The organism is Aeromicrobium sp. 50.2.37 (assembly GCF_024655735.1).
In the GTDB taxonomy this organism is placed as follows: domain Bacteria; phylum Actinomycetota; class Actinomycetes; order Propionibacteriales; family Nocardioidaceae; genus Aeromicrobium.
On sequence record NZ_JANLGG010000014.1, the window covers coordinates 45,311 to 70,515 of the forward strand.

29 protein-coding genes are annotated in these 25,205 nt (G+C 71.5%); 10 read left to right on the forward strand and 19 right to left on the reverse strand.

The window, feature by feature from the left end:
- Position 1 precedes the first annotated feature (1 nt).
- A complete protein-coding gene (locus NUV38_RS09210; RefSeq protein ID WP_257728841.1) occupies positions 2 to 844 on the forward strand; it encodes a TrmH family RNA methyltransferase in 843 nt (280 codons plus the stop codon).
- Here NUV38_RS09210 and NUV38_RS09215 read toward each other — a convergent pair.
- Positions 828 to 1,628, reverse strand: a complete 801-nt coding sequence (locus NUV38_RS09215; protein ID WP_257728842.1) for an ion transporter — start codon at positions 1,626 to 1,628, stop codon at positions 828 to 830. The two genes, NUV38_RS09210 and NUV38_RS09215, sit on opposite strands and share 17 nt — an antisense overlap.
- A 107-nt stretch (positions 1,629 to 1,735) precedes the next feature.
- Here NUV38_RS09215 and NUV38_RS09220 point away from each other — a divergent pair, with 107 nt between their 5' ends.
- Complete coding sequence (locus NUV38_RS09220; RefSeq protein WP_257728843.1) at positions 1,736 to 2,296, forward strand: DNA-3-methyladenine glycosylase I; 561 nt, start codon at positions 1,736 to 1,738, stop codon at positions 2,294 to 2,296.
- Positions 2,297 to 2,377: 81 nt separating this feature from the next.
- A complete protein-coding gene (locus tag NUV38_RS09225; protein ID WP_257728844.1) occupies positions 2,378 to 2,968 on the forward strand; it encodes a hypothetical protein in 591 nt (196 codons plus the stop codon).
- A gap of 69 nt (positions 2,969 to 3,037) precedes the next feature.
- On the opposite strand, the gene NUV38_RS09230 is transcribed toward NUV38_RS09225, so the two are convergent.
- Positions 3,038 to 3,640, reverse strand: coding sequence for an enoyl-CoA hydratase-related protein (locus NUV38_RS09230; RefSeq protein ID WP_257728845.1), 603 nt, complete (start codon positions 3,638 to 3,640; stop codon positions 3,038 to 3,040).
- A gap of 153 nt (positions 3,641 to 3,793) precedes the next feature.
- Here NUV38_RS09230 and NUV38_RS09235 point away from each other — a divergent pair, with 153 nt between their 5' ends.
- Positions 3,794 to 3,955, forward strand: a complete 162-nt coding sequence (locus NUV38_RS09235) for a DUF3117 domain-containing protein (RefSeq protein WP_162237311.1) — start codon at positions 3,794 to 3,796, stop codon at positions 3,953 to 3,955.
- Positions 3,956 to 3,972: 17 nt separating this feature from the next.
- Complete coding sequence (locus NUV38_RS09240; RefSeq protein WP_257728846.1) at positions 3,973 to 4,302, forward strand: hypothetical protein; 330 nt, start codon at positions 3,973 to 3,975, stop codon at positions 4,300 to 4,302.
- A 9-nt stretch (positions 4,303 to 4,311) separates the two neighbouring features.
- Here the strand turns inward: NUV38_RS09240 and NUV38_RS09245 are convergent, their stop codons facing one another.
- Positions 4,312 to 4,941, reverse strand: coding sequence for an O-methyltransferase (locus NUV38_RS09245; RefSeq protein ID WP_055970181.1), 630 nt, complete (start codon positions 4,939 to 4,941; stop codon positions 4,312 to 4,314).
- Positions 4,942 to 5,162: 221 nt separating this feature from the next.
- Here NUV38_RS09245 and sigE point away from each other — a divergent pair, with 221 nt between their 5' ends.
- Together sigE and NUV38_RS09255 are read left to right on the forward strand one after the other, a co-directional pair.
- Positions 5,163 to 5,750, forward strand: coding sequence for an RNA polymerase sigma factor SigE (sigE, locus tag NUV38_RS09250; RefSeq protein ID WP_374626685.1), 588 nt, complete (start codon positions 5,163 to 5,165; stop codon positions 5,748 to 5,750).
- On the forward strand, positions 5,750 to 6,592 hold the full coding sequence (locus NUV38_RS09255) for an anti-sigma factor (protein WP_257728848.1): 843 nt from the start codon (positions 5,750 to 5,752) through the stop codon (positions 6,590 to 6,592). The genes sigE and NUV38_RS09255 overlap by 1 nt, the downstream gene beginning before the upstream one ends.
- Positions 6,593 to 6,617: 25 nt before the next feature.
- Here the strand turns inward: NUV38_RS09255 and NUV38_RS09260 are convergent, their stop codons facing one another.
- The 4 genes from NUV38_RS09260 to NUV38_RS09275 are packed head-to-tail and all read right to left on the reverse strand — an operon-like array spanning position 6,618 to position 10,003.
- Positions 6,618 to 6,917, reverse strand: a complete 300-nt coding sequence (locus tag NUV38_RS09260) for a sec-independent translocase (protein ID WP_235492879.1) — start codon at positions 6,915 to 6,917, stop codon at positions 6,618 to 6,620.
- A 19-nt stretch (positions 6,918 to 6,936) separates the two neighbouring features.
- Complete coding sequence (locus NUV38_RS09265; protein ID WP_257728849.1) at positions 6,937 to 8,115, reverse strand: Mrp/NBP35 family ATP-binding protein; 1,179 nt, start codon at positions 8,113 to 8,115, stop codon at positions 6,937 to 6,939.
- Between the two features lie 48 nt (positions 8,116 to 8,163).
- Positions 8,164 to 8,703: a DUF1003 domain-containing protein gene (locus NUV38_RS09270; protein ID WP_257728891.1), complete on the reverse strand. Its 540-nt coding sequence runs from the start codon at positions 8,701 to 8,703 to the stop codon at positions 8,164 to 8,166.
- 31 nt (positions 8,704 to 8,734) lie between these two features.
- A complete protein-coding gene (locus NUV38_RS09275) occupies positions 8,735 to 10,003 on the reverse strand; it encodes a magnesium transporter MgtE N-terminal domain-containing protein (RefSeq protein ID WP_257728850.1) in 1,269 nt (422 codons plus the stop codon).
- A gap of 138 nt (positions 10,004 to 10,141) precedes the next feature.
- On the opposite strand from NUV38_RS09275, the gene NUV38_RS09280 reads away from it, so the two are divergent.
- A complete protein-coding gene (locus NUV38_RS09280) occupies positions 10,142 to 11,671 on the forward strand; it encodes an OFA family MFS transporter (protein WP_257728851.1) in 1,530 nt (509 codons plus the stop codon).
- A gap of 24 nt (positions 11,672 to 11,695) precedes the next feature.
- Here the strand turns inward: NUV38_RS09280 and fdhD are convergent, their stop codons facing one another.
- From fdhD to NUV38_RS09305, 5 genes are all read right to left on the reverse strand, one after another.
- Positions 11,696 to 12,520: a formate dehydrogenase accessory sulfurtransferase FdhD gene (gene fdhD, locus NUV38_RS09285; RefSeq protein WP_257728852.1), complete on the reverse strand. Its 825-nt coding sequence runs from the start codon at positions 12,518 to 12,520 to the stop codon at positions 11,696 to 11,698.
- Complete coding sequence (locus NUV38_RS09290; protein ID WP_257728853.1) at positions 12,517 to 12,786, reverse strand: DUF6457 domain-containing protein; 270 nt, start codon at positions 12,784 to 12,786, stop codon at positions 12,517 to 12,519. The genes fdhD and NUV38_RS09290 overlap by 4 nt, the downstream gene beginning before the upstream one ends.
- On the reverse strand, positions 12,783 to 13,358 hold the full coding sequence (locus NUV38_RS09295; protein WP_257728854.1) for a molybdenum cofactor guanylyltransferase: 576 nt from the start codon (positions 13,356 to 13,358) through the stop codon (positions 12,783 to 12,785). The genes NUV38_RS09290 and NUV38_RS09295 overlap by 4 nt, the downstream gene beginning before the upstream one ends.
- Positions 13,355 to 15,796: an FdhF/YdeP family oxidoreductase gene (locus tag NUV38_RS09300; RefSeq protein WP_308219676.1), complete on the reverse strand. Its 2,442-nt coding sequence runs from the start codon at positions 15,794 to 15,796 to the stop codon at positions 13,355 to 13,357. Before NUV38_RS09300 ends, NUV38_RS09295 begins: the two co-directional genes overlap by 4 nt.
- Before the next feature lie 86 nt (positions 15,797 to 15,882).
- Positions 15,883 to 16,974, reverse strand: a complete 1,092-nt coding sequence (locus NUV38_RS09305) for an alpha/beta hydrolase (protein WP_257728855.1) — start codon at positions 16,972 to 16,974, stop codon at positions 15,883 to 15,885.
- Positions 16,975 to 17,087: 113 nt separating this feature from the next.
- Between NUV38_RS09305 and NUV38_RS09310 the strand changes: the two genes are divergently transcribed.
- Positions 17,088 to 18,476, forward strand: a complete 1,389-nt coding sequence (locus NUV38_RS09310; RefSeq protein WP_257728856.1) for a wax ester/triacylglycerol synthase family O-acyltransferase — start codon at positions 17,088 to 17,090, stop codon at positions 18,474 to 18,476.
- Positions 18,477 to 18,542: 66 nt separating this feature from the next.
- On the opposite strand, the gene NUV38_RS09315 is transcribed toward NUV38_RS09310, so the two are convergent.
- The 7 genes from NUV38_RS09315 to NUV38_RS09345 all read right to left on the reverse strand — a co-directional run bounded on the left by NUV38_RS09315 (position 18,543) and on the right by NUV38_RS09345 (position 24,567).
- Positions 18,543 to 19,862 carry a hypothetical protein gene (locus NUV38_RS09315; protein WP_257728857.1) on the reverse strand — a complete coding sequence of 440 codons (1,320 nt, stop codon included), beginning with the start codon at positions 19,860 to 19,862 and terminating at the stop codon, positions 18,543 to 18,545.
- 185 nt (positions 19,863 to 20,047) lie between these two features.
- On the reverse strand, positions 20,048 to 21,400 hold the full coding sequence (locus NUV38_RS09320) for a hypothetical protein (RefSeq protein ID WP_257728858.1): 1,353 nt from the start codon (positions 21,398 to 21,400) through the stop codon (positions 20,048 to 20,050).
- A gap of 93 nt (positions 21,401 to 21,493) precedes the next feature.
- Positions 21,494 to 22,771, reverse strand: coding sequence for a hypothetical protein (locus tag NUV38_RS09325; RefSeq protein WP_257728859.1), 1,278 nt, complete (start codon positions 22,769 to 22,771; stop codon positions 21,494 to 21,496).
- A gap of 23 nt (positions 22,772 to 22,794) precedes the next feature.
- A complete protein-coding gene (locus tag NUV38_RS09330) occupies positions 22,795 to 23,214 on the reverse strand; it encodes a DUF3592 domain-containing protein (protein ID WP_257728860.1) in 420 nt (139 codons plus the stop codon).
- A gap of 3 nt (positions 23,215 to 23,217) precedes the next feature.
- On the reverse strand, positions 23,218 to 23,847 hold the full coding sequence (locus tag NUV38_RS09335; RefSeq protein ID WP_257728861.1) for a hypothetical protein: 630 nt from the start codon (positions 23,845 to 23,847) through the stop codon (positions 23,218 to 23,220).
- A gap of 13 nt (positions 23,848 to 23,860) precedes the next feature.
- Positions 23,861 to 24,250 (reverse strand): hypothetical protein, encoded by a 390-nt coding sequence (locus NUV38_RS09340; RefSeq protein ID WP_257728862.1) that lies wholly within the window; start codon positions 24,248 to 24,250, stop codon positions 23,861 to 23,863.
- A 110-nt stretch (positions 24,251 to 24,360) separates the two neighbouring features.
- Positions 24,361 to 24,567, reverse strand: coding sequence for a hypothetical protein (locus NUV38_RS09345; protein ID WP_056579135.1), 207 nt, complete (start codon positions 24,565 to 24,567; stop codon positions 24,361 to 24,363).
- A gap of 182 nt (positions 24,568 to 24,749) precedes the next feature.
- Between NUV38_RS09345 and NUV38_RS09350 the strand changes: the two genes are divergently transcribed.
- Positions 24,750 to 25,106 (forward strand): DUF192 domain-containing protein, encoded by a 357-nt coding sequence (locus NUV38_RS09350; RefSeq protein ID WP_257728863.1) that lies wholly within the window; start codon positions 24,750 to 24,752, stop codon positions 25,104 to 25,106.
- Positions 25,107 to 25,205: the final 99 nt, after the last annotated feature.

Below are 25,205 nucleotides of genomic sequence, written 5' to 3' on the forward strand. Positions count from 1 at the left end.
CGTGAGGGTCACCTCGCGCAACGCCGCCTTCCAACAGTGGGAGGCGCTGCTGGGGAACCGGCGCAAGCGTCACCAGCTCGGTCGGATGCTCGTGCAGGGCGTGCGACCGGTGACGGTGGCGCTCGACGCCGTCGACCGCTCCGGCCTGGTCGTCGACGCCGTGCTCCACGACGACCGGCCGAGCCCGTCGCAGTGGGCCCGGGACGTGCTCTCCCGCGCCGTCGCGTCCGGTGCCACGCCGTACGAGCTGTCGGCGGAGCTGCTCGCCGAGCTCGCCGAGCAGGAGCAGGACCGACCCGAGGTCGTGCTGGTGGTCGTCCAGCCCGCCGACGACGTCGCGCGGCTCCCGGTTCCCGCGGACCTGCTCACGGTGGTGCTCGACCGACCGTCGAGCCCGGGCAACGTCGGCAGCATCGCCCGGTCGGTCGACGCCTTCGGCGGCACCGGTCTCGTGGTGTGCGGCCACGCGTGCGACCCGTACGAGCCGCGAGCGGTGCGGGCGTCCACCGGGTCGGCGCTGACCGTGCCGACGGTGCGTCTGGGCTCCCCGCGCGAGGTGCTCGCGTGGGTGGAGGCGGCGCGCCGCGCACTGGGCCACGTCACCGTCGTGGGCACTGACGAGCACGGCGAGGTCGAGCTGGCCGACGCCGACCTGACCGGCCCGACCGTCGTCGTGACGGGCAACGAGACCCGTGGCCTCTCGAGTGCATGGCGGGACGCCTGCGACCTGGTGGTGCACATCCCGATGACCGGGACGGCCTCGTCGCTCAACGCGGCCAACGCCACGTCCGTCGTGCTCTACGAGGCCTCGCGCCAGCGTCGGCGGGTCAGCCGCGCCGGCTGATCTCCTCGCGGAGCGCGGCCACCTCGGCGCGCAGCTCGGTGACCGCGTCGAGCACCAGGCGCTCGCTCTCCTCGACCTCCTCCACGATCTCGCGCTTGTCGTCCTCCTTCTGCATCTCCAGCGCCTCCACGGCCACGGCGATGAACAGGTTCAGGACGATGTAGGTCGAGACGAGGATGTAGGAGATGAAGAAGACCCAGGCGGCGGGATGGGCGTCGGTGACCGGCCTGACGACGTTGGCCCAGTCGTCACCGGTCATCACCTGGAACAGGCTCAGCAACGACGTCGGCAGGTCCCCGAAGTGCTCGGGATCGGTCGTGCTGAACAGCTGCGTCGAGACGACGCCCGACACGTAGACGAGCATCACGAGCAGGGCGCCGATGGAGACCATGCCCGGGATCGTGGCCACGAGAGCCGCGACCACGCGACGCATGGACCGCACGGCCGACAGCAGACGCAGTACCCGCAGGACGCGCAGCACCCGGAGCACGCCGAAGGCACCCGAGGCGGGGATGAGCGCGACCGCCACCACGAACAGGTCGAACAGGCTCCAGCCATCACGGAAGAACGCGCCGCGGTGGGCGAAGATCCGCAGACCGATCTCGACCACGAAGACCGCCACGGTCACCCAGCCGAGCGGGGCGAGCCAGCCGGCCTCGCGCACCAGCTGCGGGGAGGTCTCGAGGCCCAGCACCGCGGCGTTCACGACAATCACCGCGATGATGAACCACTGGAAGCGGGACGACTCGACGAGGGCGAGCACGCGGGCGCGGCTGGGGGACACGGTCGGGCTCCGGGCTGTGGAGGAGTGGCGAGGGGAGTGCGGCGGCGACGACGTCGGCGAGCGGCTCATCGTACCGGTGTGTCCGCGGCGCCTGGCAGGATCGGGCCATGACGGTCACGGGACCCGACGAGATCGAGCGCTGTCCCTGGGGCAGCGACCCGGCACTGCAGCGCTACCACGACGAGGAGTGGGGGCGCGAGCTGCGCGGTGACCGAGCCATGTTCGAGCGACTCAGCCTGGAGGCCTTCCAGGCCGGGCTGTCGTGGTCGCTGATCCTGCGCAAGCGCGAGGCGTTCAGGGCCGCCTTCGTCGGGTTCGTGCCCGCCCTGGTCTCCCGGTTCGACGACGCCGACGTGGAGCGGCTGCTCACCGACGTCGGCATCGTGCGCAACCGTGCCAAGGTCGAGGCCACGATCTCCAACGCCCGCGCCACCCTCGAGCTGGGCGAGAGCCTGAGCGACCTCGTGTGGTCGTTCGCGCCCGACGAGCACGTCGCGCCCCGCTCGGTCGACGACGTGCCCGCGACGTCGCCGGAGTCCACCGCCCTCGCGCGGGAGCTGAAGCGTCGCGGCTTCAGGTTCGTCGGTCCCACCACGGCCTACGCCCTCATGCAGGCCACCGGCATGGTCGACGACCACCTCGTCGGGTGCGTGGCCCGACGGTCCTGACGCACCACTCCTGTCACATCCGTCCCCTGCGTCACGGTGTGGCTCCCGTGTCGACGGGGCCGGGAGATCTAGCCTGTCGCCATGACCACCCCCCGCTCCGCCGCTCGACGCAGCCGCCGTTCCGCGCGCACCCTCGCTGCCGTCGTCCTCATCGTGTCCGCCCTCGTCGCCGGCACGGCGGCGATCGTGGTCGCGACCGTCGCCGCTCTCGCGGTCGCGGTCGCCTATGCCGTGACGGTCTGCTCCGTCGCCGCCCGGCTCCTGACCAACGAGACCGCGCAGGTGCGTCGAGACTGGGCCCGCGACCGCGCGGTCACCGCTCACGAGCAGAGCCGCGAGGCCGCCCGCCGCAAGCGCGAGCAGGTCTCCTTCGCCGACACCATGGCCGAGAAGGTGCAGGTGCGCGACACCCGCATCGAGGACCTGGCCGCGCAGATCGCCGAGGCTGAGGTCGCCCTGGCCCAGGCAGAGGCCGAGCACGTGGCCGCCGCCCGTCGCGCCGGCGCCCTCGACGGAGAGCTCCAGCAGACGCGCGACTCGTTGCTCGGCACGCGCGCGGAGGTGCGCCGTCTGCGCGACGAGCTGGCCGCGAGCCAGAGCGCCGAGCTCGAGGCACGCACCGAGCTGCTCGCCTGGCAGCAGCAGGCCGAGGAGCAGCGCAGGCTCGCCTGACCTCACGGCTCCAGCACGGTCCCGTGACCGTGGAGCCGTCGCCTGCTCGGCCCGTCGGACCCGCTCGGCTCAGTCCTGAGGATGCAGGTCCACGACGGCACGCAGGCGGGCCTCGTTCTCGACGGCGCGCGCCACGCTGGTGCCGGCTCCCTCGGGTGACAAGGCCCGACGCACTGCGGCGCCGCGGCCCGCGCGGTCGGCCACTGCCGCGGCCAGCGCCGTGGCGGCGTTCGACACGCGGTCAGCCGTGTGCACCTCGTGCACGAGGCCGATGCGTCGCGCCTCGGTGGCGGTGACGGCCCGCGGCGCGAGCAGGAGCAGACGTGCCGTCGCCTCGCCCACGGCGCCCGGGAGGGTGACGCTCGTGCCGCCCACGAGGGGCTCCACCCGCACCGTGGCGTCGGCTGCGGCCACCCGTAGGTCGGCGGCCAGAGCCAGGGCGGTGGCGTGCCCGTCGATCGGCCCCAGGACGGCAGCCACCGCCGGCATCGAGGCATCGGCCACGGCCAGGACCGTGTCGTCGTCCAGCCCGTCGGAGGACTCGTCGAGCACGAGCAGCAGGCATCGGACACCGGGCGTGGTGAGTGCGTCACGCACACGTCGAGTGGCCGATCCGGGCCCGATCGTGCCCGTCCCCGGGGTGGACCGGGTGCGCAGGTCGACCCGCGTCACGCCCGGAGCGGAGGGGTGTGGCGTCGTGCTGTCGTGGTCCTGACCTGAAGTGCTCACGTCGTCCTTCGCACCGGTGGGAAGTGATGAGGGGGCATGAGAGATAATAGGAACCTGAGGCGACCGGAAGGCGGTCACCGAATGGAAGGGGAACCCATGGCGGCCATGAAGCCTCGTACTGGTGACGGACCGATGGAAGTCACCAAGGAGGGCCGCTGCATCGTCATGCGGGTCCCGCTCGAGGGCGGCGGACGTCTCGTGGTCGAGCTCAACAACGAGGAAGCCGAGACGCTCGGCGACGCGCTCAAGGCTGTCTGAGCTTGTTCGGTCTGACGATGCGCTGGTCCCTGACCGGCGCACCCGAGGACACCCTCGCGCAGCTGCGCGCGTACATCGAGGACGTCAGCTTCGCCCGCTTCGCGGGGCTCGAGGGCCTGCGGTTCAAGTCCTGGCGCGCCCGCGAGGGCGAGTGGTTCGAGGGCACCTACGTGTTCGTGAATGCCGAGGCACGCGCCGCGTTCCAGGCCGACATGGAGTCCGGGGCCGCCGAGCTCCCGGGCAGCCGCATCATCGGCAGTCCACCCGAGCTCATCGAGGCCTGCGAGATCGTCGCCGTGGTGCGGGGGCCCGCCGGCTTCCGCTCGGCGCCGGCCTTCGAGACCTGAGCCGGGCGCTCAGGCCACGCGGCGCACGGCCAGCAGGCCGTCGCCCACCGGGAGCAGGGCCGGCACGAGTCGTTCGTCGACGGCGGCCTGCGTGAGCAGCTCGCGGATCGCGACGGTCTCGGCGTCGCGGCGCTCGGGGTCGGCCACGCGGTCGTGCCAGAGCGCGTTGTCGAAGACCACGACCCCGCCCACGCGCACGAGGCGCAGTGACTGCTCCAGGTACTCGCCGTACTCGACCTTGTCGCCGTCGACGAACACCAGGTCGTAGCCCTCGTCGGTGAGGCGGGGCATGACGTCGAGCGCAGACCCGGCGATCAGCCGGAAGCGCTGCGGCGCGACCCCGGCCTGGGTGAAGACCTGCCGGGCGTGACGCTGGTGCTCCGCCTCGAGGTCCACCGACGTGAGCACGCCGTCGTCGGCCATGCCGCGCAGGAGCCACAGCCCGGACACGCCCGTGCCCGTGCCGACCTCGGCGACCGCACGCGCGTCCAGCACGGACGCCAGGAAGCGCAGTGTCGCCCCACCGGCAGCCCCGATCGGGCTCACGCCCACCTCGTCGGCTCGGCGGCGCGCGTCGGCGAGGTGGTCGTCCTCGCTCAGGTAGCCCTCGACGTAGCTGAGGCTGGCTTCGCTGGTGATGATGACTCCTCGGTGGCGCGTGCCGGGGGTCCGGCGGCTGTGGGGCCAGCATAGTGAGGTCGCGTCGGCTGGCGGCGTTGCGTGCCCCGGGGCTCGCCGTGTCGTGGCAGGCCCCAGGATGCGCCATGATCGAGAGGGAACCGTCAGCGTCCTCTGGGCGTTCTCTCAGGAGACGGCACGACGATCGATGCATGAAGGAAGAAGACGTGAGCACGCAGGTCATGACCGCTGAGCGCAACGCCCGCACGGGCGAGGGCTCGACGGACGCCGACACCGCGTGGGAGACCATCGTCGAGGAGCACTCCGCCCGCGTGTACCGCCTGGCGTACCGGCTCACCGGCAACCGCCACGACGCCGAGGACCTCACCCAGGACGTCTTCATCCGCGTGTTCCGCTCGTTGGACCGCTACGAGCCGGGCAACTTCAACGGCTGGATCCACCGCATCACCACCAACCTGTTCCTCGACCGGGTGCGTCGGACGAGCAAGCTGCGCATGGACGGCTTCAGCGACGGTGCCGAGGAGCGTCTGGAGGGTCGTGAGCAGCGGCCCGAGTCGGTCGTGCACGACGCCGCCTTCGACCCCGACATCGAGGCCGCTCTGTCGTCGCTCACCGAGGAGTTCCGCGTCGCGGTGGTCCTGTGCGACGTCGAGGGGCTGTCGTACGAGGAGATCGCTGACGTGCTGGGCGTCAAGATCGGCACGGTCCGCTCGCGCATCCACCGGGGTCGTACGCAGCTGCGGCACGCCCTCGCGCACCGCGCGCCGACCGCCGGCCGGACCCGGTTCCTCGGAGCCGTAGGAGCCTGATGGCCCATCTGGACGCCGACGTCGCCGCCTTCGTGGACGGGCAGCTCTCGCCCGATGCCACGGAGGTCGCAGCGCGTCACGTCCAGTCCTGCGAGCAGTGCCGCGAGGCGGTGGCGCAGCAGCGTCAGCTCAAGCGCCGCATGCAGGTGTCCGCCGACGTGCGCCCCCCGGCATCGCTGCTCGCCTCGCTCAGCTCCGTACCGGCGTCCCCGCCCCCTCCGACGCCCAGCGCCTGGGCCCGGATCATGCGGTCGAGCACCCTCGGCGCGGCGGGCGTCCTGGTGGGCGCATCCCTCGCCGTGGCGCTGGCGGCCTACCTGGCCGGTGGGAGCGCTCGCGGCATCGGCGACGAGGTGGTGCCGCCCGTCGAGACCTACGCGGCCGACTTCCACGGCACGGGTCCGACGATGGGCAACGACGTCATGACGGCCGCGGTCATGGAGGACCTGACCGCCAACGGCTGGCCCTGCCACGGCCAGCTGGGTGACGACCTCGAGCGCGTCGAGGGGCGTCTGCAGGAGGAGGGGGCTGTCTCGCTGACGTACACCGACGGCCCGCACCGCCTGGTCCTGCACGAGCAGAACGGCGCGCTCGACACCGACGGCCTGCGCGGATTCGAGCCTCGGCGGCTCGCCGACCGGTCCGTGTGGGTGCGGGAGACCCCGCGCGAGCGCATCGTCACGTGGGACGCGGACGGCGTGGTGTACACGATCGTGACCGACGTGGGCGACGACCGGCTGGCGCCGGCCCTGCGCGACCTGCCCGCTCCGCCCGGCGAGCCCGGGCTGCGTCAACGCCTGGGCGACGGCCTCAGCCGCGTCACGACCTGGATCGCCGCCTGACGGCTCCCGCGACGACGGGTAACCCTCAGGTCGCCTCGTCGTCGTGCGGCGGCCGCTCGCCGGGACGCAGGATCCGGTCCCGCGTGGGCGTCTCGGACTCCTCGAGCAGGTGGCGTCGCACCACGTCGCGCGGATCGAGGCTGCGCAGGTCGACGTCGGAGAAGTCCTGGCCGAGCTCACGCCCGAGGTCGTTCTTGGCGTTGTCGGCCATCCGCCGCACGGTGCGCACCATCTGAGCCGCCTGCTTGGCCATGCCCGGGAGCTTGTCCGGTCCGAACAGCAGCAGGCCGACCACGAGGATCAGGCCGATCTCCGGCCAGCCCATCCCGAACACGGCCGGTTCCTCAGAGTCGGCCGACGGGCGCGAGACCGAGCTGCATCCCGGCCAGGCCGCGGGAACGGCCGGTGAGGGAGTCGGCCACCTGCAGCAGGATCTTCGCGGACTCGCTGTCGGGGTGGGTGGCGACGATCGGCAGGCCGTCGTCGCCACCGACGCGCAGCTGCTCCTCGAGCGGCACCTTGCCGAGCACGGGCACGTCGTGGCCGAGCCGCTGGCCGAGGGTGCGTGCGACGGTCTCGGCGCCGCCGCTGCCGAAGACCTCGAGCCGCTCGCCGGCGGGCGTGAGCAGGTACGACATGTTCTCGATGACGCCGACCACGCGCTGGTGCATCATCGAGGCCATCGTCCCGGCCCGCTCGGCGACCTGGGCAGCCGCCTGCTGCGGCGTGGTGACCACGACGACCTCGGCGTTGGAGAGGTGCTGGCCGAGGCTGATGGCCATGTCGCCGGTGCCCGGGGGCAGGTCGAGGAGCAGGGCGTCGAGGTCGCCCCAGAACACGTCGCTCAGCATCTGCACGAGGGCGCGGTCGAGCATGGGCCCGCGCCACGCGACCACCTGGTCACGCTTGGGCTTGAGCATGCCGATGCTCATCACCTTGACGTCGGGGGCGTCCGGGGAGCCGGGGACCGCGACCGGCACCGGGAGGATCATGTCGTCGACCTGGGTGGGGCGCCGGTCGCCGACGCCCATCATGTCGGGGATCGAGTGGCCGTAGATGTCGGCGTCGACGATGCCGACCTTCAGCCCGCGCTGGGCCATGGCCACGGCCAGGTTGACGGTGACGGAGGACTTGCCGACGCCGCCCTTGCCCGACGCGATCGCGTAGACCTTGGTGAGCGAACCGGCCTGGGCGAAGGGGATCTCGCGCTCGGCCTGGCCGCCGCGCAGCATCTCGCGCATGCTCTTGCGCTGCTCGTCGGTCATGACGCCGAGGTCCACGTGCACGGTGTGCTGGGGGGCCACCTTCTGGACGGCCTCCGTGGTGTCACGGGTGAGCGTCTCCTTGAGGGGACAGCCCGAGACGGTCAGCAGGATGCGCACGGTGATCGACGTGTCGTCGATCGTGATCGTGTCGACCATGCCGAGCTCGGTGACGGGACGCTTGATCTCGGGGTCGATCACGCTGCCGAGGGCCTCGCGGACCCGCTCCTCGGTGACGGACTCGTCGGTGACGGATGCCATGGGCCCATCGTACGGGCGGGACCTGCGTCCCGGTCCCGCAGGCGAGCCTCACTGCTCGGTGGGCTCGCCGTCCTCGTCGTCGGGCGGGGTCTGCAGCGACTCCAGGAGGTCGCGCAGCTCCGAGCGCAGGAAGTCGCGGGTGGCGACCTCGCCGAGGCCGAGACGCAGGCTGGCGACCTCGCGGGCCAGGAACTCCATGTCGGCGTGCGACTGCGCGGTGGCGTGCCGGTCCTGCTCCTGCTGCACGCGGTCGCGGGCCTCCTGGCGGTTCTGCGCCAGGAGGATCAGTGGTGCGGCGTAGGACGCCTGCAGCGACAGCATGAGGGTCAGGAAGATGAACGGGTACTCGTCCCAGCGCGGGCGCTCCGGGCCCCACGGGACGTTCCACACCACCCAGATGATGATGAGCAGCGTCATCCAGATGAGGAACTTCGCCGTGCCCATGAACCGGGCGAAGGTCTCCGCGAAGCGACCGAACCGGTCGGTGTCGCCCGATCTGGGGCGCAGGGAGCGACGTCGGTCGCGAGGCTGGTCGAGCCGCGCCCGCTCCTGGCGGGCCTGGTCGCGGTCGCCGCGGGACCGCCCGATCTCGGGGCGTCGGCGTCGACCGTCGGATCGCTCAGCCACGGCTGGTCACCTCCGCCGGACGTGGGCTCGGATCACGCTCGCGCCAGCCCTCGGGGAGCAGGTGGTCGAGGACGTCGTCGATGGTGACGGCACCGATGAGGTGGTTGTTCTCGTCGACGACGGGCAGCGCGAGCATGTCGTAGGAGGCCAGCAGGCTGGCGACCTGCTCGAGCGTCGCGTCGGGTCGGGGCCAGTCGATGTCGTTGTCGGCGAGCCCGCCGACGAGGGTCGACGGCGGTTCGCGCAGGAGCGCCTGCACGTGCACGATCCCGAGGAAGCGGCCGGTGGGCGTCTCGACGGGGGGCCGGCACACGTAGACCATCGAGGCCAGGGCCGGGCCGATCTCGGGCTCGCGGACCCGGGCGAGCGCCTCGGCGATCGTGGCGTCGGGCGGAAGGATGACCGGTTCGGTGGTCATCATGCCGCCGGCCGTGCGGTCCTCGTAGACCAGCAGGCGGCGGACGTCCTCGGCGTCCTCGGGCTCCATGAGGGCCAGCAGCTGCTCCGACGTGGCCGCCGGCAGCTCGCCCAGCAGGTCGGCGGCGTCGTCGGGGTCCATCTCCTCGAGCACGTCGGCCGCGCGCTCGGGGTCGAGCACCCCCAGGATCTCCACCTGGACGGTGTCGGGAAGCTCCTCGAGGACGTCGGCGAGCCGCTCGTCCACGAGCTCGCCCACGATCTCGGTGCGGCGCTTGGCCGGGAGGTCGAGCAGCGCGTTCGCGAGGTCTGCGGGTCGCATCTCGTCCATCGTCGCGAGCAGGTGCGTCGCGCCCTGGGCGGTCTCCTCGCCGACGAGGCCGGTGACCTCGTCCCAGTCGACCACGTGGGTGGCGCCGCGCCGACCGAACCGCTTGCCCGTCTCCTGCACGGCGACGGTGCCGATGAACCAGTCGCGCCGGGTGTCCTGCTCCATGGCCAGGTCGTAGACCGTGCCGCCCCGCTGGTCCGGCAGCGACACCGTGCGGTCGAGGAGCTCGTGGATGGCCAGGGTCTCGCTGCTGCGCTTCTCGAAGCGGCGGACGTTGAGCACACCGGTCGTGATGATCTGCCCCGAGTCGAGCGACGTGACCCTCCCGATCGGCAGGAAGACCCGACGACGGCCCAGGACCTCCACCACCAGACCCACCACACGGGGCCGCTGGCGGGCGGAGCGCACGGCGACCACGACGTCGCGGAGCTTGCCGACCTGGTCGCCCGCGGGGTCGAAGACCTCCTGCCCGACGATGCGGGACAGGAAGATGCGACCGGGGCTGGAGCTCACCCGCCCACCCTAGTGCGAGTCGTGGAACGCTCGGGCCCCGTGGCCGGTGGGCGCGCGGGACGTCGTCATGTCTCGTATCGTGCGAGACGCACGTCACACGGGTCGCCGCCGCGCTCGTGAGATCGACCAAGGGGGACCATGTCCACGCACTTCCTCGACCGCGAGCGCACCATCGCCGGACCGGGATTCAACCGGTGGCTGATCCCGCCGGCCGCCCTGGCCGTGCACCTGTGCATCGGCCAGGTGTACGCGACGAGCGTCTACAAGGCCTCGCTCGTGCAGCACTTCGACACCAGCCTCACCGCGATCGGCATCGTCTTCTCGATCGCGATCGTCATGCTCGGTGTCTCGGCGGCCGTGTTCGGCACCTGGGTCGACACCGGTGGTCCCCGTCGCGCGATGGTCGCGGCCGCGACGTGCTGGTCGGCGGGGTTCCTCGTGGGGGCGCTCGGCATCGCGACCAGCCAGCTGTGGCTGCTCTACCTCGGCTACGGCGTCATCGGCGGCATCGGCCTGGGCATCGGCTACATCTCTCCGGTCTCGACCCTCATCAAGTGGTTCCCTGACCGTCCGGGCCTCGCCACCGGCATGGCGATCATGGGCTTCGGCGGCGGCGCGATGATCGCGAGCCCTGTCTCCAGCACGCTGCTGGGCTGGTACGACGCGTCCTACGACACCGCCTCCGGCATCGCCTCGGGAGGCGCGGTCGCCAAGCTCTTCGTGACGTTGGGGCTCGTGTACCTCGTGGTCATGCTCTTCGGCGCCTGGCTGGTGAAGGTGCCGGCCGACGGATGGGCCCCGCGCGGCTTCGACCCGTCGACCGTGAAGAAGAAGGCCCTGGTGACCACCGAGAGCGTGTCGGCGAACAACGCGATCCGCACGCCGCAGTTCTGGCTGCTGTGGGTCGTCCTGTTCTGCAACGTCACCGCCGGCATCGGCATCCTCGAGCAGGCGGCGCCGATGATCCAGGACTTCTTCCGCGAGGGTGAGGAGTCGAGCGTGGCTGCCGCTGCGGCCGCGGGCTTCGTGGGCTTCCTCTCGCTGTGCAACATGGCCGGCCGGTTCGTCTGGTCGTCCACGTCCGACGTCGTGGGGCGCAAGAACATCTACGTGCTCTACCTCGGTCTGGGCATCGTGCTCTACGCGACCCTGGCACTCGGCGGGTCGACCTCGACAGTCCTCTTCGTCGTCCTGGCCGGCGGCATCCTCAGCTTCTACGGCGGTGGGTTCGCCACGATCCCGGCCTACCTGCGCGACCTCTTCGGCACGTTCCAGGTGGGTGCCATCCACGGGCGCCTGCTCACCGCGTGGTCGGCGGCCGGCGTGGCAGGCCCGCTCATCATCAACGGCTTCCTCGACGCCCGGGGCGAGCCCGGCGCACTGACTGCGGCCGACTACCGCCCGGCGCTGCTCACGATGGTCGGCGTCCTGGTGGTGGGCTTCGTGGCCAACCTGCTCGTGCGCCCGGTCGCATCGCGGTTCCACGAGGCCAAGGACGGGGACGGCCGCGCGGAGCCGACCGGCACGGCCGCGACGACGGCCCCGACCGGTGACGACACGACGGCCGAGGGCGTCACGCCGCTGGCCGTCGTGGCCTGGCTGGTGGTCGGCCTGCCGCTGGCCTACGGCGTGTACGAGACGGTGGTCAAGGCAGCGGCGCTGTTCTGACCGGGTGCGCCCGCACCGAGTGCGTCAGTCGACGACGACGCGCTCGGGGTGGGTGTACACGTTGAACGTCGTGCCGCGCGAGAAGCCCACGAGGGTCACGCCGAGCCGGTCCGCGAGGTCGACGGCCAGCGAGGAGGGTGCACTCACCGCGGCCAGCACCGGGACGCCGGCCATCGCGGCCTTCTGCACGAGCTCGAAGGACGCTCGGCCCGACACCTGGAGCACGGAGCCGGTCAGGGGGAGCCTGTCCTCGCGCAGTGCCTGGCCGACCACCTTGTCGACGGCGTTGTGGCGCCCCACGTCCTCGCGCACCGCGAGGGCCTCGCCGGCGGACGAGAAGAGTCCGGCCGCGTGCAGCCCACCCGTGCGCTCGAACACCGCCTGCTGGTCGCGCAGCCGGTCCGGGAGAGCACCGAGGACCTTCGCGTCGACGCGCACGGCGTCGTCGGCGACGTCGAAGGCCGAGGTCGTGGCCACGGCGTCGATCGAGGCGAGCCCGCACACGCCGCACGAGCTGGACGTGTAGACGTTCCGCTCGCGGCCGGCCGCCACGACCCCGCCGGCACCGCTGACGCCCACGTCGATGACGTTGTAGGTGTTCTCCTCGAGATCGGGGGCGCAGTAGATCATCGAGCGGAGGTCGGCGGGGGCGGTGACGACGCCCTCGGACACGAGGAAGCCGGCCACCAGGTCGAAGTCGTGGCCGGGCGTGCGCATGGTGACGGCGAACGACGTGCCACCCACTCGGATCTCGAGCGGCTCCTCGGCGGCCAGGGAGTCGTGGCGGGGCGTGGCGCCGACGCCCACCTCCACCCGCAGGATCCGGCGGCGCTGCACGGGCTTGGTCATGCCGGGTCCTCGGTCGTCGCCGAGTCCTTCGCGAGTGCCGCTGCCCGATCCTTCGCCCGCTGCACCGCATCGGTGCCGCCACCGGCCAGGCCGGCGGCGTACCCGACGAGGAAGGTGGTCAGGGGCGCGGCGGGGCGCACGACCGCGTGCGCGGCGACAGCCGCCAGGTCCAGCACCTGCGTCACGTCGGTCCCGGGGTCGTCGACGCCCAGCTCGGCGCACAGGGCGTGCCACCAGGTCTGCATCGTCTCGTCGCGGTCGCTCACGGTCGGTCCTCCTGGAGGGTCCTGAGGTCGTCGGGGGTGTCGAGGTCGTGGGTCGCTCCCGCCGGTGCGGGCGCGACGGTCACCTCGAGGTGTGCGAACACGCTGTGCAGCGACGCGTCCGCGAGGTCGGGAAGGGCCCGCACGGTGCGCGCGGCGTCGGGGGAGAGCAGGGCCGACGTCCAGTGCGCCCGGCCGCCCTCGTCGGTGAGGACGCGTGCGCCCCCGTCGAGCGGGGCCGAGAGCAGGGTGTCGACGAGCGCGGCCGCGCGGGGCAGGTCGGCGGCCAGCACCACGACGGGGACGTCGTCGGGCAACGCCTGCAGCCCGGCCTGCAGGCCTGCGGCAGGACCGGCGCCGGCCGGCTCCTCGCGGGTCCACCGCACGGGCCGCGGCGTGGGCCGCTCCGGGCCGACGACGACCACGGTCGCCTCCGTCGGCAGGGCGGCGAGCGCGTGGTCCAGCAAGGACAGTCCGTCGACGACGGCGCGCGTCTTGTCCGTCCCGTCCCACCGCCGACTGGTGCCACCGGCCAGCACGACTGCGCCGACGGCGGACCTCGGTGCGCCCGTCACGAGAGGTGCAGGGGCTCCGGGTTCGGGCGTGACCGGTGCTCGGTCTCGCTCTCGGCCGCGTCCTGCGTGCCGTCCGCGCCCTCACCGTCACGTGCCGCCGACGGCGGAACGAGCCGGATGACCACGGACTTCGAGGTCGGGGTGTTGCTGTGCTCGGCCACCGAGTCGAGCGGCACCAACGGGTTGGTCTCCGGGTAGTAGGCCGCAGCCGTGCCGCGGGGGGTGTCGTAGGAGACGATGCGGAACCCGGGCGCCACGCGGTCGACGTCGTCGTCCTCCCAGTGGGTCACGAGGTCGACGACGTCGCCCTCCTGCCACCCGAGCGCGGCCACGTCGTCGGGGTGCACCATGACCACGCGGCGCGCGTCCTCGATGCCGCGGTAGCGGTCGCTGAGCCCGTAGATCGTGGTGTTGAACTGGTCGTGGCTGCGCAGGGTCTGCAGCAGCAGGTGGCCGTCGGGCACGTGGAGCACCTCGATCGGCGACACCGCGATCTCGCCCTTGCCGCTCGCGGTGCGGAACGTGCGCGAGTCGCGGGGCGGGTGGGGGAGCACGAAGCCGCCCGGCCGGTCCACCTTGCGCTCGTAGTCCTCGCAGCCCGGGACGACACGGGCGATGTGCCCGCGGATGATGCCGTAGTCCTCGGCCATCGCGTCCCAGTCGATGCCGTGCACGTCGCTCCCGTCGTCCTGGCGCAGCGTGGCGCGGGCGATGCCGCAGACGATCGCGGTCTCCGAGCGCAGCTCGGGGCTCGCCGGCTCGAGCGGGCCGCGCGAGGCGTGCACCGACGACATGGAGTCCTCGACGGTCACGAACTGCGGCCCCGACGCGCGCACGTCCATCTCCGTCCGACCGAGTGTCGGCAGGATGAGCGCGGTCTCGCCGTGGGTGAGGTGGGACCGGTTGATCTTCGTCGACACGTGCACGGTCAGCTCGGCCTTGCGCAGCGCCTCGGCGGCGACGTCGGTGTCGGAGACCGCGTGGACGAAGTTGCCCCCCAGGCCCATGAACACCTTGGCCTTGCCGTCCCGGAGTGCGCGGACGGCGTCGACGGTGTCGTAGCCGTGCTCGCGGGGCGGGTCGAAGCCGAACTCGGCCTGGAGCGCGTCGAGGAAGTGGTCGGGTGCCTTCTCCCAGATGCCCATCGTGCGGTCGCCCTGCACGTTGGAGTGACCGCGCACGGGGCAGACGCCCGCACCTCGCTTGCCGATGTCGCCGCGCACGAGCGCGAGGTTGACGACCTCCTTGATGGTGGCCACGGCGTTGCGGTGCTGCGTGAGGCCCATGGCCCAGCAGTAGATGGTGGCGTCGGAGTCGGCGATCATGCGCGCCGCCTCCTCGATCTGCTCCCGCGACAGACCGGTCGCGGCGGCGACGACGTCCCAGTCCAGGTCGCGGACGTGCTCGGCCCAGGCGTCGTAGCCGGCGGTGTACTGCTCGACGAAGGCGCTGTCGACCGCCCCCCACTGCTCGAGCAGGTGGCCGATGGCCTGGAAGAGGGCGAGGTCGCCGTTGATGCGGATCGGCAGGTGCAGGTCGGCGATCGGCGTGCCACGACCCACGACGCCGCGCGGCTTCTGCGGGTTCCGGAAGTTGACCAGGCCCGCCTCGCGGAGCGGGTTGATCGAGATGATCTTGGCCCCACGCCGCTTGGCGATCTCCAGCGCCGACAGCATGCGCGGGTGGTTCGTGCCCGGGTTCTGGCCGGCGATGACGATCAGCTCGGCGTCGTAGATGTCGCGCAGGCTGACGCTGCCCTTGCCGATGCCGATGGACTCGGCGAGCGCCACGCTGGTCGACTCGTGGCACATGTTCGAGCAGTCGGGCAGGTTGTTGGTGCCGAAGGCACGGATGAACAGCTGGTACACGAAGGCGGACTCGTTCGACGCGCGGCCGGACGTGTAGAAGATGGCCTCGTCGGGGGAGTCGAGTCCCTGCAGGTGCTGCGCGACGAGCGCGAACGCGTCGTCCCAGCCGATCTGCTCGTAGTGCGTGCCGCCGGGCCGCTTGACCATCGGGTGGGTGATCCGGCCCTGCTGGCCGAGCCAGTACTCGTCGTGGGCGTCGAGGTCGGCGATGGAGTGCCGGGCGAAGAACTCCGGCGTGGCCCGGGCCCGGGTGGCCTCCTCGGCGACGGCCTTGGCGCCGTTCTCGCAGAACTCCGCGGCGTGGCGCTCGTCGGGGTCGGGGTCGGGCCAGGCGCACGACATGCAGTCGAAGCCGTCGGCCTGGTTGAGCTTGAGCAGCGTCTGGCCGGTGCGCTTCGGCCCCATGTGGGACAGGGCGCGCTCCATCGAGACCCGGACGGCCGTGACGCCGGCGGCGGCGTCCTTGGGGGCGTGGACCTCCAGGCCGCTCTCGTCCTGGACGCCGAAGCCCGCGACGACCTGCGCGTCACCTGCTCCGGGTGCGTGCGGCGTGGACGAGGAAGTGCTCACGGTGGTCCTCCCGATGCGTGGCGGCGGTCACCTTCGACCGTACCCGCTCCAGGTCGGGGCCGCCTCGCGTGCGGGGCGGATGCCGTTCAGACGGCGGCGACCCCGGTGCGTCGGCCGCTGCGTCGGCGAGGTGCGGCGACGGCGTCCTGCTCCTGGGCCTGCTGCGCGGCGAGGCCGGTCACGAAGTCGCCGATCTCCTCGATCGCCGCGCGGGCCTCGGGCACCCACGACGCGGCGGCCTGGAAGACGTGCACCTGGCGGTCCCAGACCTGCAGGTCGACCGGCACGCCGGCCTGCACCAGACGGGCGGCCATGTGCTCGGCGTCGGCGAGCAGGATCTCGCGGGACCCGATCTGGATGAGGGCCGGCGGCATGTCCTCGAGGGGCATGTCGACCGGGCAGACCCGCTGGCCGTTGATGCCGCGGCGCGTGTCCATGCGCAGCGAGACCTCGGTGAACTTCTCGAGGGCGCGCAGCGGGAAGGTCTGGCAGCGGTCCGCGTTGCGGTGCTGGCGCTTGCGGGTGGCGTCGACGTCGAGCAGGGGCGAGATGGCCACCACGCCTGCCGGACGGCCCAGCCCGGCGTCGAGCACGGCGCGAGCCACGCTGAAGGCCAGGTAGCCGCCGGCGGAGTCGCCGGTGATGGTGACGTCCTCGGCACGGTAGCCCTGGTCGAGCAGCCAGCGGAACGCGTCGACGCCGTCGGCGACCGACTCGGCGATCGGCTCGTAGGGCATCTGGCGGTAGCCGACGTTGAGCACCGGCTGGCCGGACGCGTCGGAGATGCGCGAGACGAGTCGGCGGTGCGTGTTCAGCCCGCAGGTCAGGAACGCGCCACCGTGGAAGTACAGGATCACCTTGGGGTTGCCGCCGTGGATGTCGCGCACGTCCTGGGCGAGCACCAGCTCGCTGCCGCAGCGCGCGAGGTCGACCGTGCGCCAGCTCGTACCCTCCTGCACCGGCAGCAGGCGCGCGGCGTGCTCCAGCAGGTTGGGCGGGAAGAGGTCGAACGGCAGCCGCGTCCACAGGTCGAGGAGCGGGCGGACCGTGTGCCGCAGACCGAGACCGAGGACCAGGGACTGGAGGCTCGCGCCCTCGACGAAGCGGGCCTCGGCCGCCAGCGACAGGTGGCCCACGACCCCGGCTCGAGCGGATCGGCGATCCGTGGTGCTCCCCATGTGACTCTCCCGTCGTCGTGCAGTGTTCACGAATATGTCACACCCGGTGACCTGCGCCACACGAGGTCGTTACCTTAGCGGCACCCCTTCCTCTGCCGCAGGAGATTGATCGCATGCCCTTCATGCCCCCCACGGACTCGATGTTCCTGCTGGCGGAGTCCCGTGAGCACCCCATGCACGTCGGTGGGCTGCAGCTCTTCCAGCCCCCGGAGGGCGCCGGTCCGGAGTTCGTGCGCGAGCTCGTCGAGGGGTTTCGCTCGGTCGACCACATCTCGCCGACGTTCCGCAAGAGGCCTGCCGAGCCCGTCGGTCTCGTGGGCCAGACGTGGTGGGCGCAGGACGAGGTCATCGACCTCGAGTACCACGTCCGTCACTCGGCGGTCCCGCCGCCGGGACGGATCCGCGAGCTGCTCCAGCTCACGTCGCGCTGGCACGGGTCGCTCCTGGACCGGCACCGCCCGCTCTGGGAGACGCACGTGGTGGAAGGGCTCCAGGACGGCCGGTTCGCCGTGTACAGCAAGGTCCACCACTCGATGGTCGACGGCGTCTCGGCGCTGCGGCTCATGCAGCGCTCCCTGAGCGAGGACCCGGAGCGGCGTGACTGCGTGCCGCCGTGGGCCCTCCCGTCGCGGCAGCGGCCGTCCACGGAGGTGTCCGGGCGGCTTCCTGCCCCGCTCGGCATGCTCCGGGGCGGTCTGGCAGTGGCCGAGGACGTGGCAGGGCTCCTGCCTGCATCGATGCGCATCGTCAACCAGATCGTCCGCGAGGGCGACGTCACCCTGCCGCGGGCGCCCAAGACCATCCTCAACGGCCCGGTGGGCGGCGCGCGCCGGTTCGCGGCGCAGTCGTGGGAGATCGAACGGATCAAGCGGGTCGCCAAGTCCTCCGCCACCACGCTCAACGACGTCGTGCTGGCCATGGTCTCCGGAGCGCTCAGGGAGTACCTGCTCGAGCAGAACGCCCTGCCCGACGACCCGATGACGGCGATGGTCCCCGTGTCGCTGGCGCTGCGGGCCGAGTCCGCCGGGTCGAGCGAGGAGGCGACCGGCAACTCGGTCGGCGTGATCGTGGTGAACCTGGCCACCGACGTCGAGAACGGTCCGACCCGCCTCGAGGAGATCGCCTACTCGTCCAAGCGCGCGAAGAAGATCCTCGGGGGTCTGTCCCCGACGCAGATCCTCGCGTTCTCCGCCCTGCAGATGGCGCCGCTGGCCCTCACCCCCGTGCCCGGCTTCGTCCGGTACACCCACCCGCCCTTCAACGTCGTGATCTCCAACGTGCCCGGGCCGACGAGCCCCATGTACTACAACGGCGCCAAGCTCGACGGCATGTACCCGGTCTCGATCGTGCTGGACGGACAGGCCGTCAACGTCACGTTGTGCAGCCGGGACCGCTACCTGGACTTCGGCATCATCGGGTGCCGGCGCAGCGTGCCGCACCTGCAGCGTCTGCTCACCCACCTCGAGACCTCGCTGGCCGAGCTCGAGACGGCCTGGGGCTGACCGGGGGCCGTCCTCCCCGGGTCTCGGGGAGGACGGCCCGTCGGCGGGTGACCGGTCCGGTCCGGATCAGCAGTCCGGGCGGTCGACGAACTGCGAGCCGTCCCAGTACTTCGAGTCCGTGAGCTCGCGGTTGGTGAAGTCCACCTCCGCGGAGCCGCCGATCTCGCCCAGCAGCTCGCCGCTGATGTTGATGCCGTACGTGTTCGGGTCCTGGGAGTAGGTGTTCTCCGTCATCGTCCCGAAGTCGCGGGCGGCGTTGATGAAGTTGCTCGTCGCCAGCGGGTTGCCCGTCAGGGCGGCCAGGATCGGGGCGTCCTGGAGGGGATCGCCCGTCAGCGGCACGGTGGCCTGGTACTCCTTGTAGGTCTGGTCGTCGGAGTTGGAGGCGATGTCGCCGGCGTCGGCGCCGTAGGACACGCCCATGGTGAGCGTGACGCTCTGCGGTGTCCCGTCCTCGTCCATGTTGAGGGCGTAGAGGCCGTCGCCCGACGCCGTGGCCGAGGCGTCGACCCCGGTGAACGTGCCGAAGGCGTCACCCTTGACCGAGCTGCGGTAGTAGGCCACGTAGCCGTCGGGCGTGGTCTTCGCGCCGAGGTAGGCGCCGGCCTCGACCCGGACGCCGGCACCGACGATGATGTTCGACGCCGAAGCCGACGCATTGCCCTCGATGCCACCCTCGACGAACTCCTCGTCGGCGTCGGGCACGCCGCCGACGAACTGGTCGAGCAGGCTGTTCAGGGGGTTGGGCGGCCCTTCGATGTCACCGACCCAGGGAAGCTGGTTGACGACGGGGATGTCGGCCGGCCCGGGGATCTCGGGGGCGACGGTGTCCTTGATCTGGTCGGCCAGGAGCCCGTTGAGGATGTCGTCGACGCCGTCCTCGTCGTCCGCGTACCACGTGCGGCCCGTGCGGCCGGCGAGCAGGGCCTCCGCGGTGGCCGACGCGACGGCGCCGTACTTCTTGCCGTCGAGGGTCACGCTGACGTCGATGCCGGGCCCCACGCCGATCCCGACCTTGCCGAGGTCGACCTCGGAGACGCGGAACGTGCCGTCGGACAGCTCCTCGACGAGCAGCTCCTTGCCGACGGCGACGGTCACGATGAAGGACCCGGTGACCTTGACGCTGCCCTTGTCCGAGCCCACCACGCACGGGGCGTCGGGGATGCGTTCCTCGGGCGTCGGGGTCTCGCGCGGCGGCTCGCAGTCCCCTCCGCCGGCGATGTTGAGGATCTGGCAGATCCGGTAGGACACCTCGGCCCTGAGCTGCGGGCTGGTCTGGACGATCGTGCCCGTGGTCGCGAGCACGAGGATCGACGCGAGCACGATGACACCGACGATCTCGAGAGAGCCTTGGCCGCGCTCGGAGCGGCGGGAGCGAAGGAGCATGTCGGGGGCCTGTCAGGTGGGATCCGGGGGTTCCCCGAGCGTAGGAAGCCCGGCGACCCGGGCGCCCGGGTCCTGGGGCCCCACCGGGTCCCATCGCGGGCCCAGAACATGAGGAGTCGGCGCGACGACGGCGCCCCTCCCTCGGCGGGAAGGACGCCGTCGTCGACGGTGCAGGGTTCGGAGGCTCAGCAGTCGGGGCGGTCCACGAGCGCGTTGCCGTCCCAGTACTGGGAGTCCTCCAGCTCGCGGGTCGTGAAGTCGCCCTTCACCGATCCGCCGTAGTCGCCGACGAGGGACCCTCCGATCGTGAGCCCGTAGGTGTTCGGGTCCTGGGAGTACGTGTTCCGGGTGATCGTGCCGTCCTCCTTGGCCCGGTCGATGAAGCTCGGCAGCATCGCCGGATTCGTCATCTCGGCCAGGATCGCGGCGTCCTCCAGCGCGTTGCCGGTCAGCGGGACGTTCATCTGGGTCTCGACGTACTTCTGGTCGTCGGTGTTGGAGCCGAGGTCGCCCGTCTCGGCGGCCAAGGTGTAGCCGGTGGTGAGCGTGACGCTCTCGGGCTTGCCGTCCTTGTCGAGGTTGACCGCGAACAGCGCCTCGCCCGAGGCTCCCGCCGACGCGTCGTCCAGCCCGGCGGTCGCGAAGACGCTGCCGCCGACCTTGCCCTTGTAGTAGGCCGTGTACCCGTCCTTCGTCTTCTTGGCGCCGAGGTAGACGCCGAGGTTGATCTCTCCGCCCGCGCCGGCGGTGATCCCCGAGATCGAGGCGCCGGCGTTGCCCTCGAGGCCACCCTCGACGAACTCCTCGTCGGGCTCGGGCAGGTCACCGATGATCTGCTCGAGGAGCAGGCGCGTCGGGTTCGGGGGACCGTCGAGGTTGCGGATGCCGGGCAGACCGCCGACGATCGGGATGTCCTTCGGACCGGGAAGGTCGGGTGCGACGGTGTCGAGCACCTCCTCGGCGATGAGGCCGTTGAGGATGTCGTCGACCTCGCCCTGGTCGTCGGCGTTCCAGGTGCGGCCGGTCTGGCCGGCGAGGATCGCGTCGGCGGTGGCGATGGCCACGGCTCCGTACTTCTTGCCGTCGAGGGTCACGCTCACGTCGAGCCCCGGCCCCACACCGATGCCCACCTTGCCGAGGTCGACCTCGGTCACACGGAACGTGCCGTCGGAGAGCTCCTCGATGAGCAGCTGCTTGCCGGCCGTCACGGAGATCACGAACGCACCCGTGACCTCGACGCTGCCCTGCTGCGACCCCACGACGCACGGCTCGTCCGGCAGGCGGTCCTCGGGGGACCTGGGGGCATCGGGGGCCTCGCAGTCGCCCCCGCCGGCGATGTTGAGGATCTGGCAGATCCGGTACGACACCTCGGCCTTGAGCTGCGGGCTCGTCTGGACGATGGTGCCCGTGGTGGCCAGCACCAGGATCGAGGCCAGGACGATCACGCCGACCAGCTCGAGAGAGCCCTGACCGCGCTCGGAGCGCCGCTTGAGGAACATGATGGTGACCTGTCGGGTGGTGGTGGGGGAGAGGACCACCGTCAGGATAGGGAACTCCTGCCCTGCCACACCCGGGTCCGTGGGCCCGGTCGGGGCCCTAGCTGGACCCAGATCCGCGCCGGCGACCTGTCGTCAGCAGTCCGGGCGGTCCGCCATGCGGGTGCCGTCCCAGTACTGCGCCTCCTGGAGATCGCGTGTGGTCAGGTCACCGGAGATGTCGATGCCGATCTTCGGGCCCAGGCCGGCCTCGCCGCTGTAGCCATAGGTGTTCGAGTCGTCCTCGAAGACGTTGCGCGTGACCGTGCCGCGCTCCTGGGCCTCCCGGACGAAGTCGTCCGCCGTCAGAGGGTTGCCGAGCATCGCGAGGATGCGGGCGTCCTCCGTGACGTCGCCGGTGAGCGGCACCTCCACGGTGACCTCGGTGTACTGGTCCGCGTCGCCCTCGGTCGTGTACTGGATGTCCGCCTTGCCGGCGATGCCGGAGGTGACCTTGACCGACGTGGGCTTGCCGCTCGAGTCCGTGTTGATCTCGATGAGCCCGTCGACCTTGCCGTTGAGCTGTCCCTCGGCGACGAGGAGCGTGCCGAACGCGCTGCCCTCGAGCTCGGTCCGGTAGTAGGCGGTGTAGCCGTCGGGCGTCTTCTTGCCTCCCAGGTAGCCGCCCAGCGAGACGTCCGCCCCGGCGCCCGCCACGATCGCGGAAGCGGAGGCTCCTGCCTCGCCCTCGATGCCGCCCTCGAAGTACTGCTCGTCGGGGTCGGGCAGGTCGCCGCCGACGAGGTTCTTCGCGACGCTGTTGATCGGGTTGGGCACGAGGCCGAGGATCTTCTTGGGGGTGACCGCGTCGACGACCTTGCCCTTGGTCATCGTGCTCATCAGGTCGTCGAGCGCGTCCTGGTCCTTGGCGTACCAGGTGTTGCCCTTCTCGCCGGCCAGGAGGGCCGAGGCGTCGGCGGACGCACCGTAGCCGTAGTCGACGCCGTCGATCGTCACCGTGTTCTCGGCGCCGACGCCCGCCGTCACGCCCAGGCCGCCGGAGTCGACCTCGGTGACCTTGAAGGATCCGTCGGACATCTCCTCGACCATGTACTTCTTGCCCGCGTTCCCGGTGAAGAACGTGAACGAGCCGCCCACGCTGGCCTCCGTGCTCGTGGAGCCGGTCAGGCACGGGTCGTCGGGCAGCCGGTCCTCCGGGCTGGGCACCTCGGCCTCCCCGGGCGCCTCGCAGCTGCCCCCGCCGGCGATGTTGAGGATCTGGCAGATCCGGTACGAGACCTCCGACTTGAGCTGCGGGCTGGTCTGCACGATCACGCCCGTGGTGGCCAGCACCAGGATCGACGCGAGGATGATGACGCCGACCATCTCGAGGGACCCTTGACCGCGGTCGGGGCGTCGGGGCGAGAGCAACATGCGTGAGACCTGTCCTTGGGGGATCAGAGGGAGATGACGATGCTGGAGACCAGGACCAGAGCGACGAGGGCGACGACCAGCAGTCCGGCTCCGATGTAGACGAAGATCCGGCCACCCTGGACGAACGTGTCGATGGTGCCGCGTGAAGGTCGTTGGGGGTCGTAGCGGACGGGTACGGCGGTCCCGGGCGAGGGCCCGAGCGACTGCTTGACCGACGACGTGTGCTGGTGCACCTGGCCGTGCTCGTCCTGCCACTGGAAGGTGGGGTAGATGCTGGTCATGCCCCGGTCGGCCCGGCCGGAGCGACGGTCCACCACGACTCCGGTGGTCCGGATCCAACCCCGCGTCATGCGCTGACGGACGAGCCCGATCGTGAGGAACACGACACCCAGCACGGCCGGGATGCCACCGGCGACGAGGGGCACGAGCGCGGCGTCGGACATCGGTCAGTCCTGGGTGGGCTCGACCTGCACCACGACGGTCGACAGGACTTCGGCGGGCACGTCCTCGGAGTCCGCCGACAACGCGGTGACCTGCACCTGGGTGCCGTCCGCCAGGTCGAGGACGAGCGTGCGCGTGGCCAGCTCGGGCGTCACGGCGGGCGAGGCGGAGGGCGAGGGGGAGGCGGTGGGGATGGGAGCCTGTGCCTCGTACTCGAGGAAGTAGGCGCTCGAGGCCTTCGGCCAGACGATCTCCTGCGGCTCGATGTTGCGTCCGCCGAGGGTGGCCATGGCCGAGATGGCGAGTGCCTGCGACGCCTTGTCGGCCGGCTGCTGCGGGTTGGTGATGACGCGGACGTCGACACCGCCGGTGGCGATGCCGTCCTGGAGCTGGCCGCGCCAGACGGTGGACGTGATGTTCTCGGCGGGCTGGGCCTCGGGCTGCTTGTCCCAGTCCGAGGGCACGGCGATGCTGACCGCGCCCAGGTCGGTCTCGGTGAAGCCGGACGGCGTGCCGTCAGCGGGCTGGATGACCTGGTCGTCGGGCACGGTGGCGGGTTCCTCGGAGTCGGAGCCGGAGCAGGCGCTGGCGGCGAGAGCGGTGACGGCGAGCACGGCGGCGAGTCGGAGCTTCATGGGGCCCATCGTCTCATCGCACCGCGTTGCCGCTGGTGCGGCTCAGGGCGAGCACGAGGAGGAACGCGACACCGGCCCAGAGGACCAGGTCGACGAGTGCCGCCGCGAGCGGCAGGTCCGTCACGAGCTGCCCGGCGAACGATGCTCCCGCCCAGCTGGAGAAGTTGAAGACCCAGCCGATGACGAGGCCCAGGAACAGTCCCTCGGGGGCGTCGTCGGGGCGCATGCGGGTCCACCAGATGAATGCGGTGACCGCGAGGGCGGCGATCACGAGGAAGCTGCGCGTGATGACGCCGCTGGTGACCGAGGCCTGGTCGACGGCGACCACACCCGCGATGACCGCGGCGACCATGGTCAGGACACCGGCCGTCAAGGCAGTGCCGAGGACGATCGTCGGTCGCATGGTGGCTCCTAGGAAGTGGGCGACCCCGCAGGGTCGTGGTCGTGGGGAGAGGGACGTCAGGAGGGGAGAGCCGGCAGCTGCCGTGCTCTCCCCGTCCCGATGGGCTGGTCTCAGCCGGCGTTGAGGATCTCGGAGATCTTCTCCTGGATCTTGCCGGTGATCTCGCCGGGGTTGATGGCGGCGACGATGGCGCCGACGAGCAGGGCGGCGATGACGACGATGCCGACGTACTCCAGGGTGCCCTGGCCCTTCTCCTCGCGGGGAGCGTGGACGGTGGCGAGGACGGTGCTGTAGAGAGCGAGTGCCTTGGTGTACATGGTGTCTCCTGAGGGATGAGGTGGTGGTGGGTCGTGCTGGGAGTTCGTGGTGTCGGCCGGTGTTCCTTGCTGACACCAGAAACGTATGCCGCCCGGTGGACCCTGTTCATGGGCCCGAAGACCCGGACCGGACCCAGATCCGCCCGACCCGGCGCCCGGCCCGCGTGGCCTAGGGTCGTGCCATGACCAGTGGTGGAGAGAGCCCGCAGGTGCGTCTGCTCGTCGACGGCCGTGACGTGGCCCCGCTCGAGCGCGCCACGTCCACCCGGGCCCGCAGCAAGGGGTTGCTGGGTCGCGACGCGGTGACCGGGGCGTTCTGGCTCGACCCGTGCCGGCACGTGCACACCATGCGGATGCGCTTCGCCATCGACGTGGCCCTCGTCGATCGTGACCGTCGGGTGCTCCACGTCCAGACGATGCCGCCCGGGCGGTTCAGTGCGGTGCGGCTCCGGTGCCGCTCGGTGATCGAGGCCGAGGCCGGTGCGTTCGAGCAGTGGGGCCTCGTCGCGGGCAGCTCGGTCGCCTCGTCCGACGACTGAGGCCCGTCCCGGCCCGGCGGGCCGCACCTCGGTGCCGGCACCCGGAGCTCGGCCTGGAGGGCTCGAGGGGTCCGGACATGCCGAACGGGGAGGAAGCGC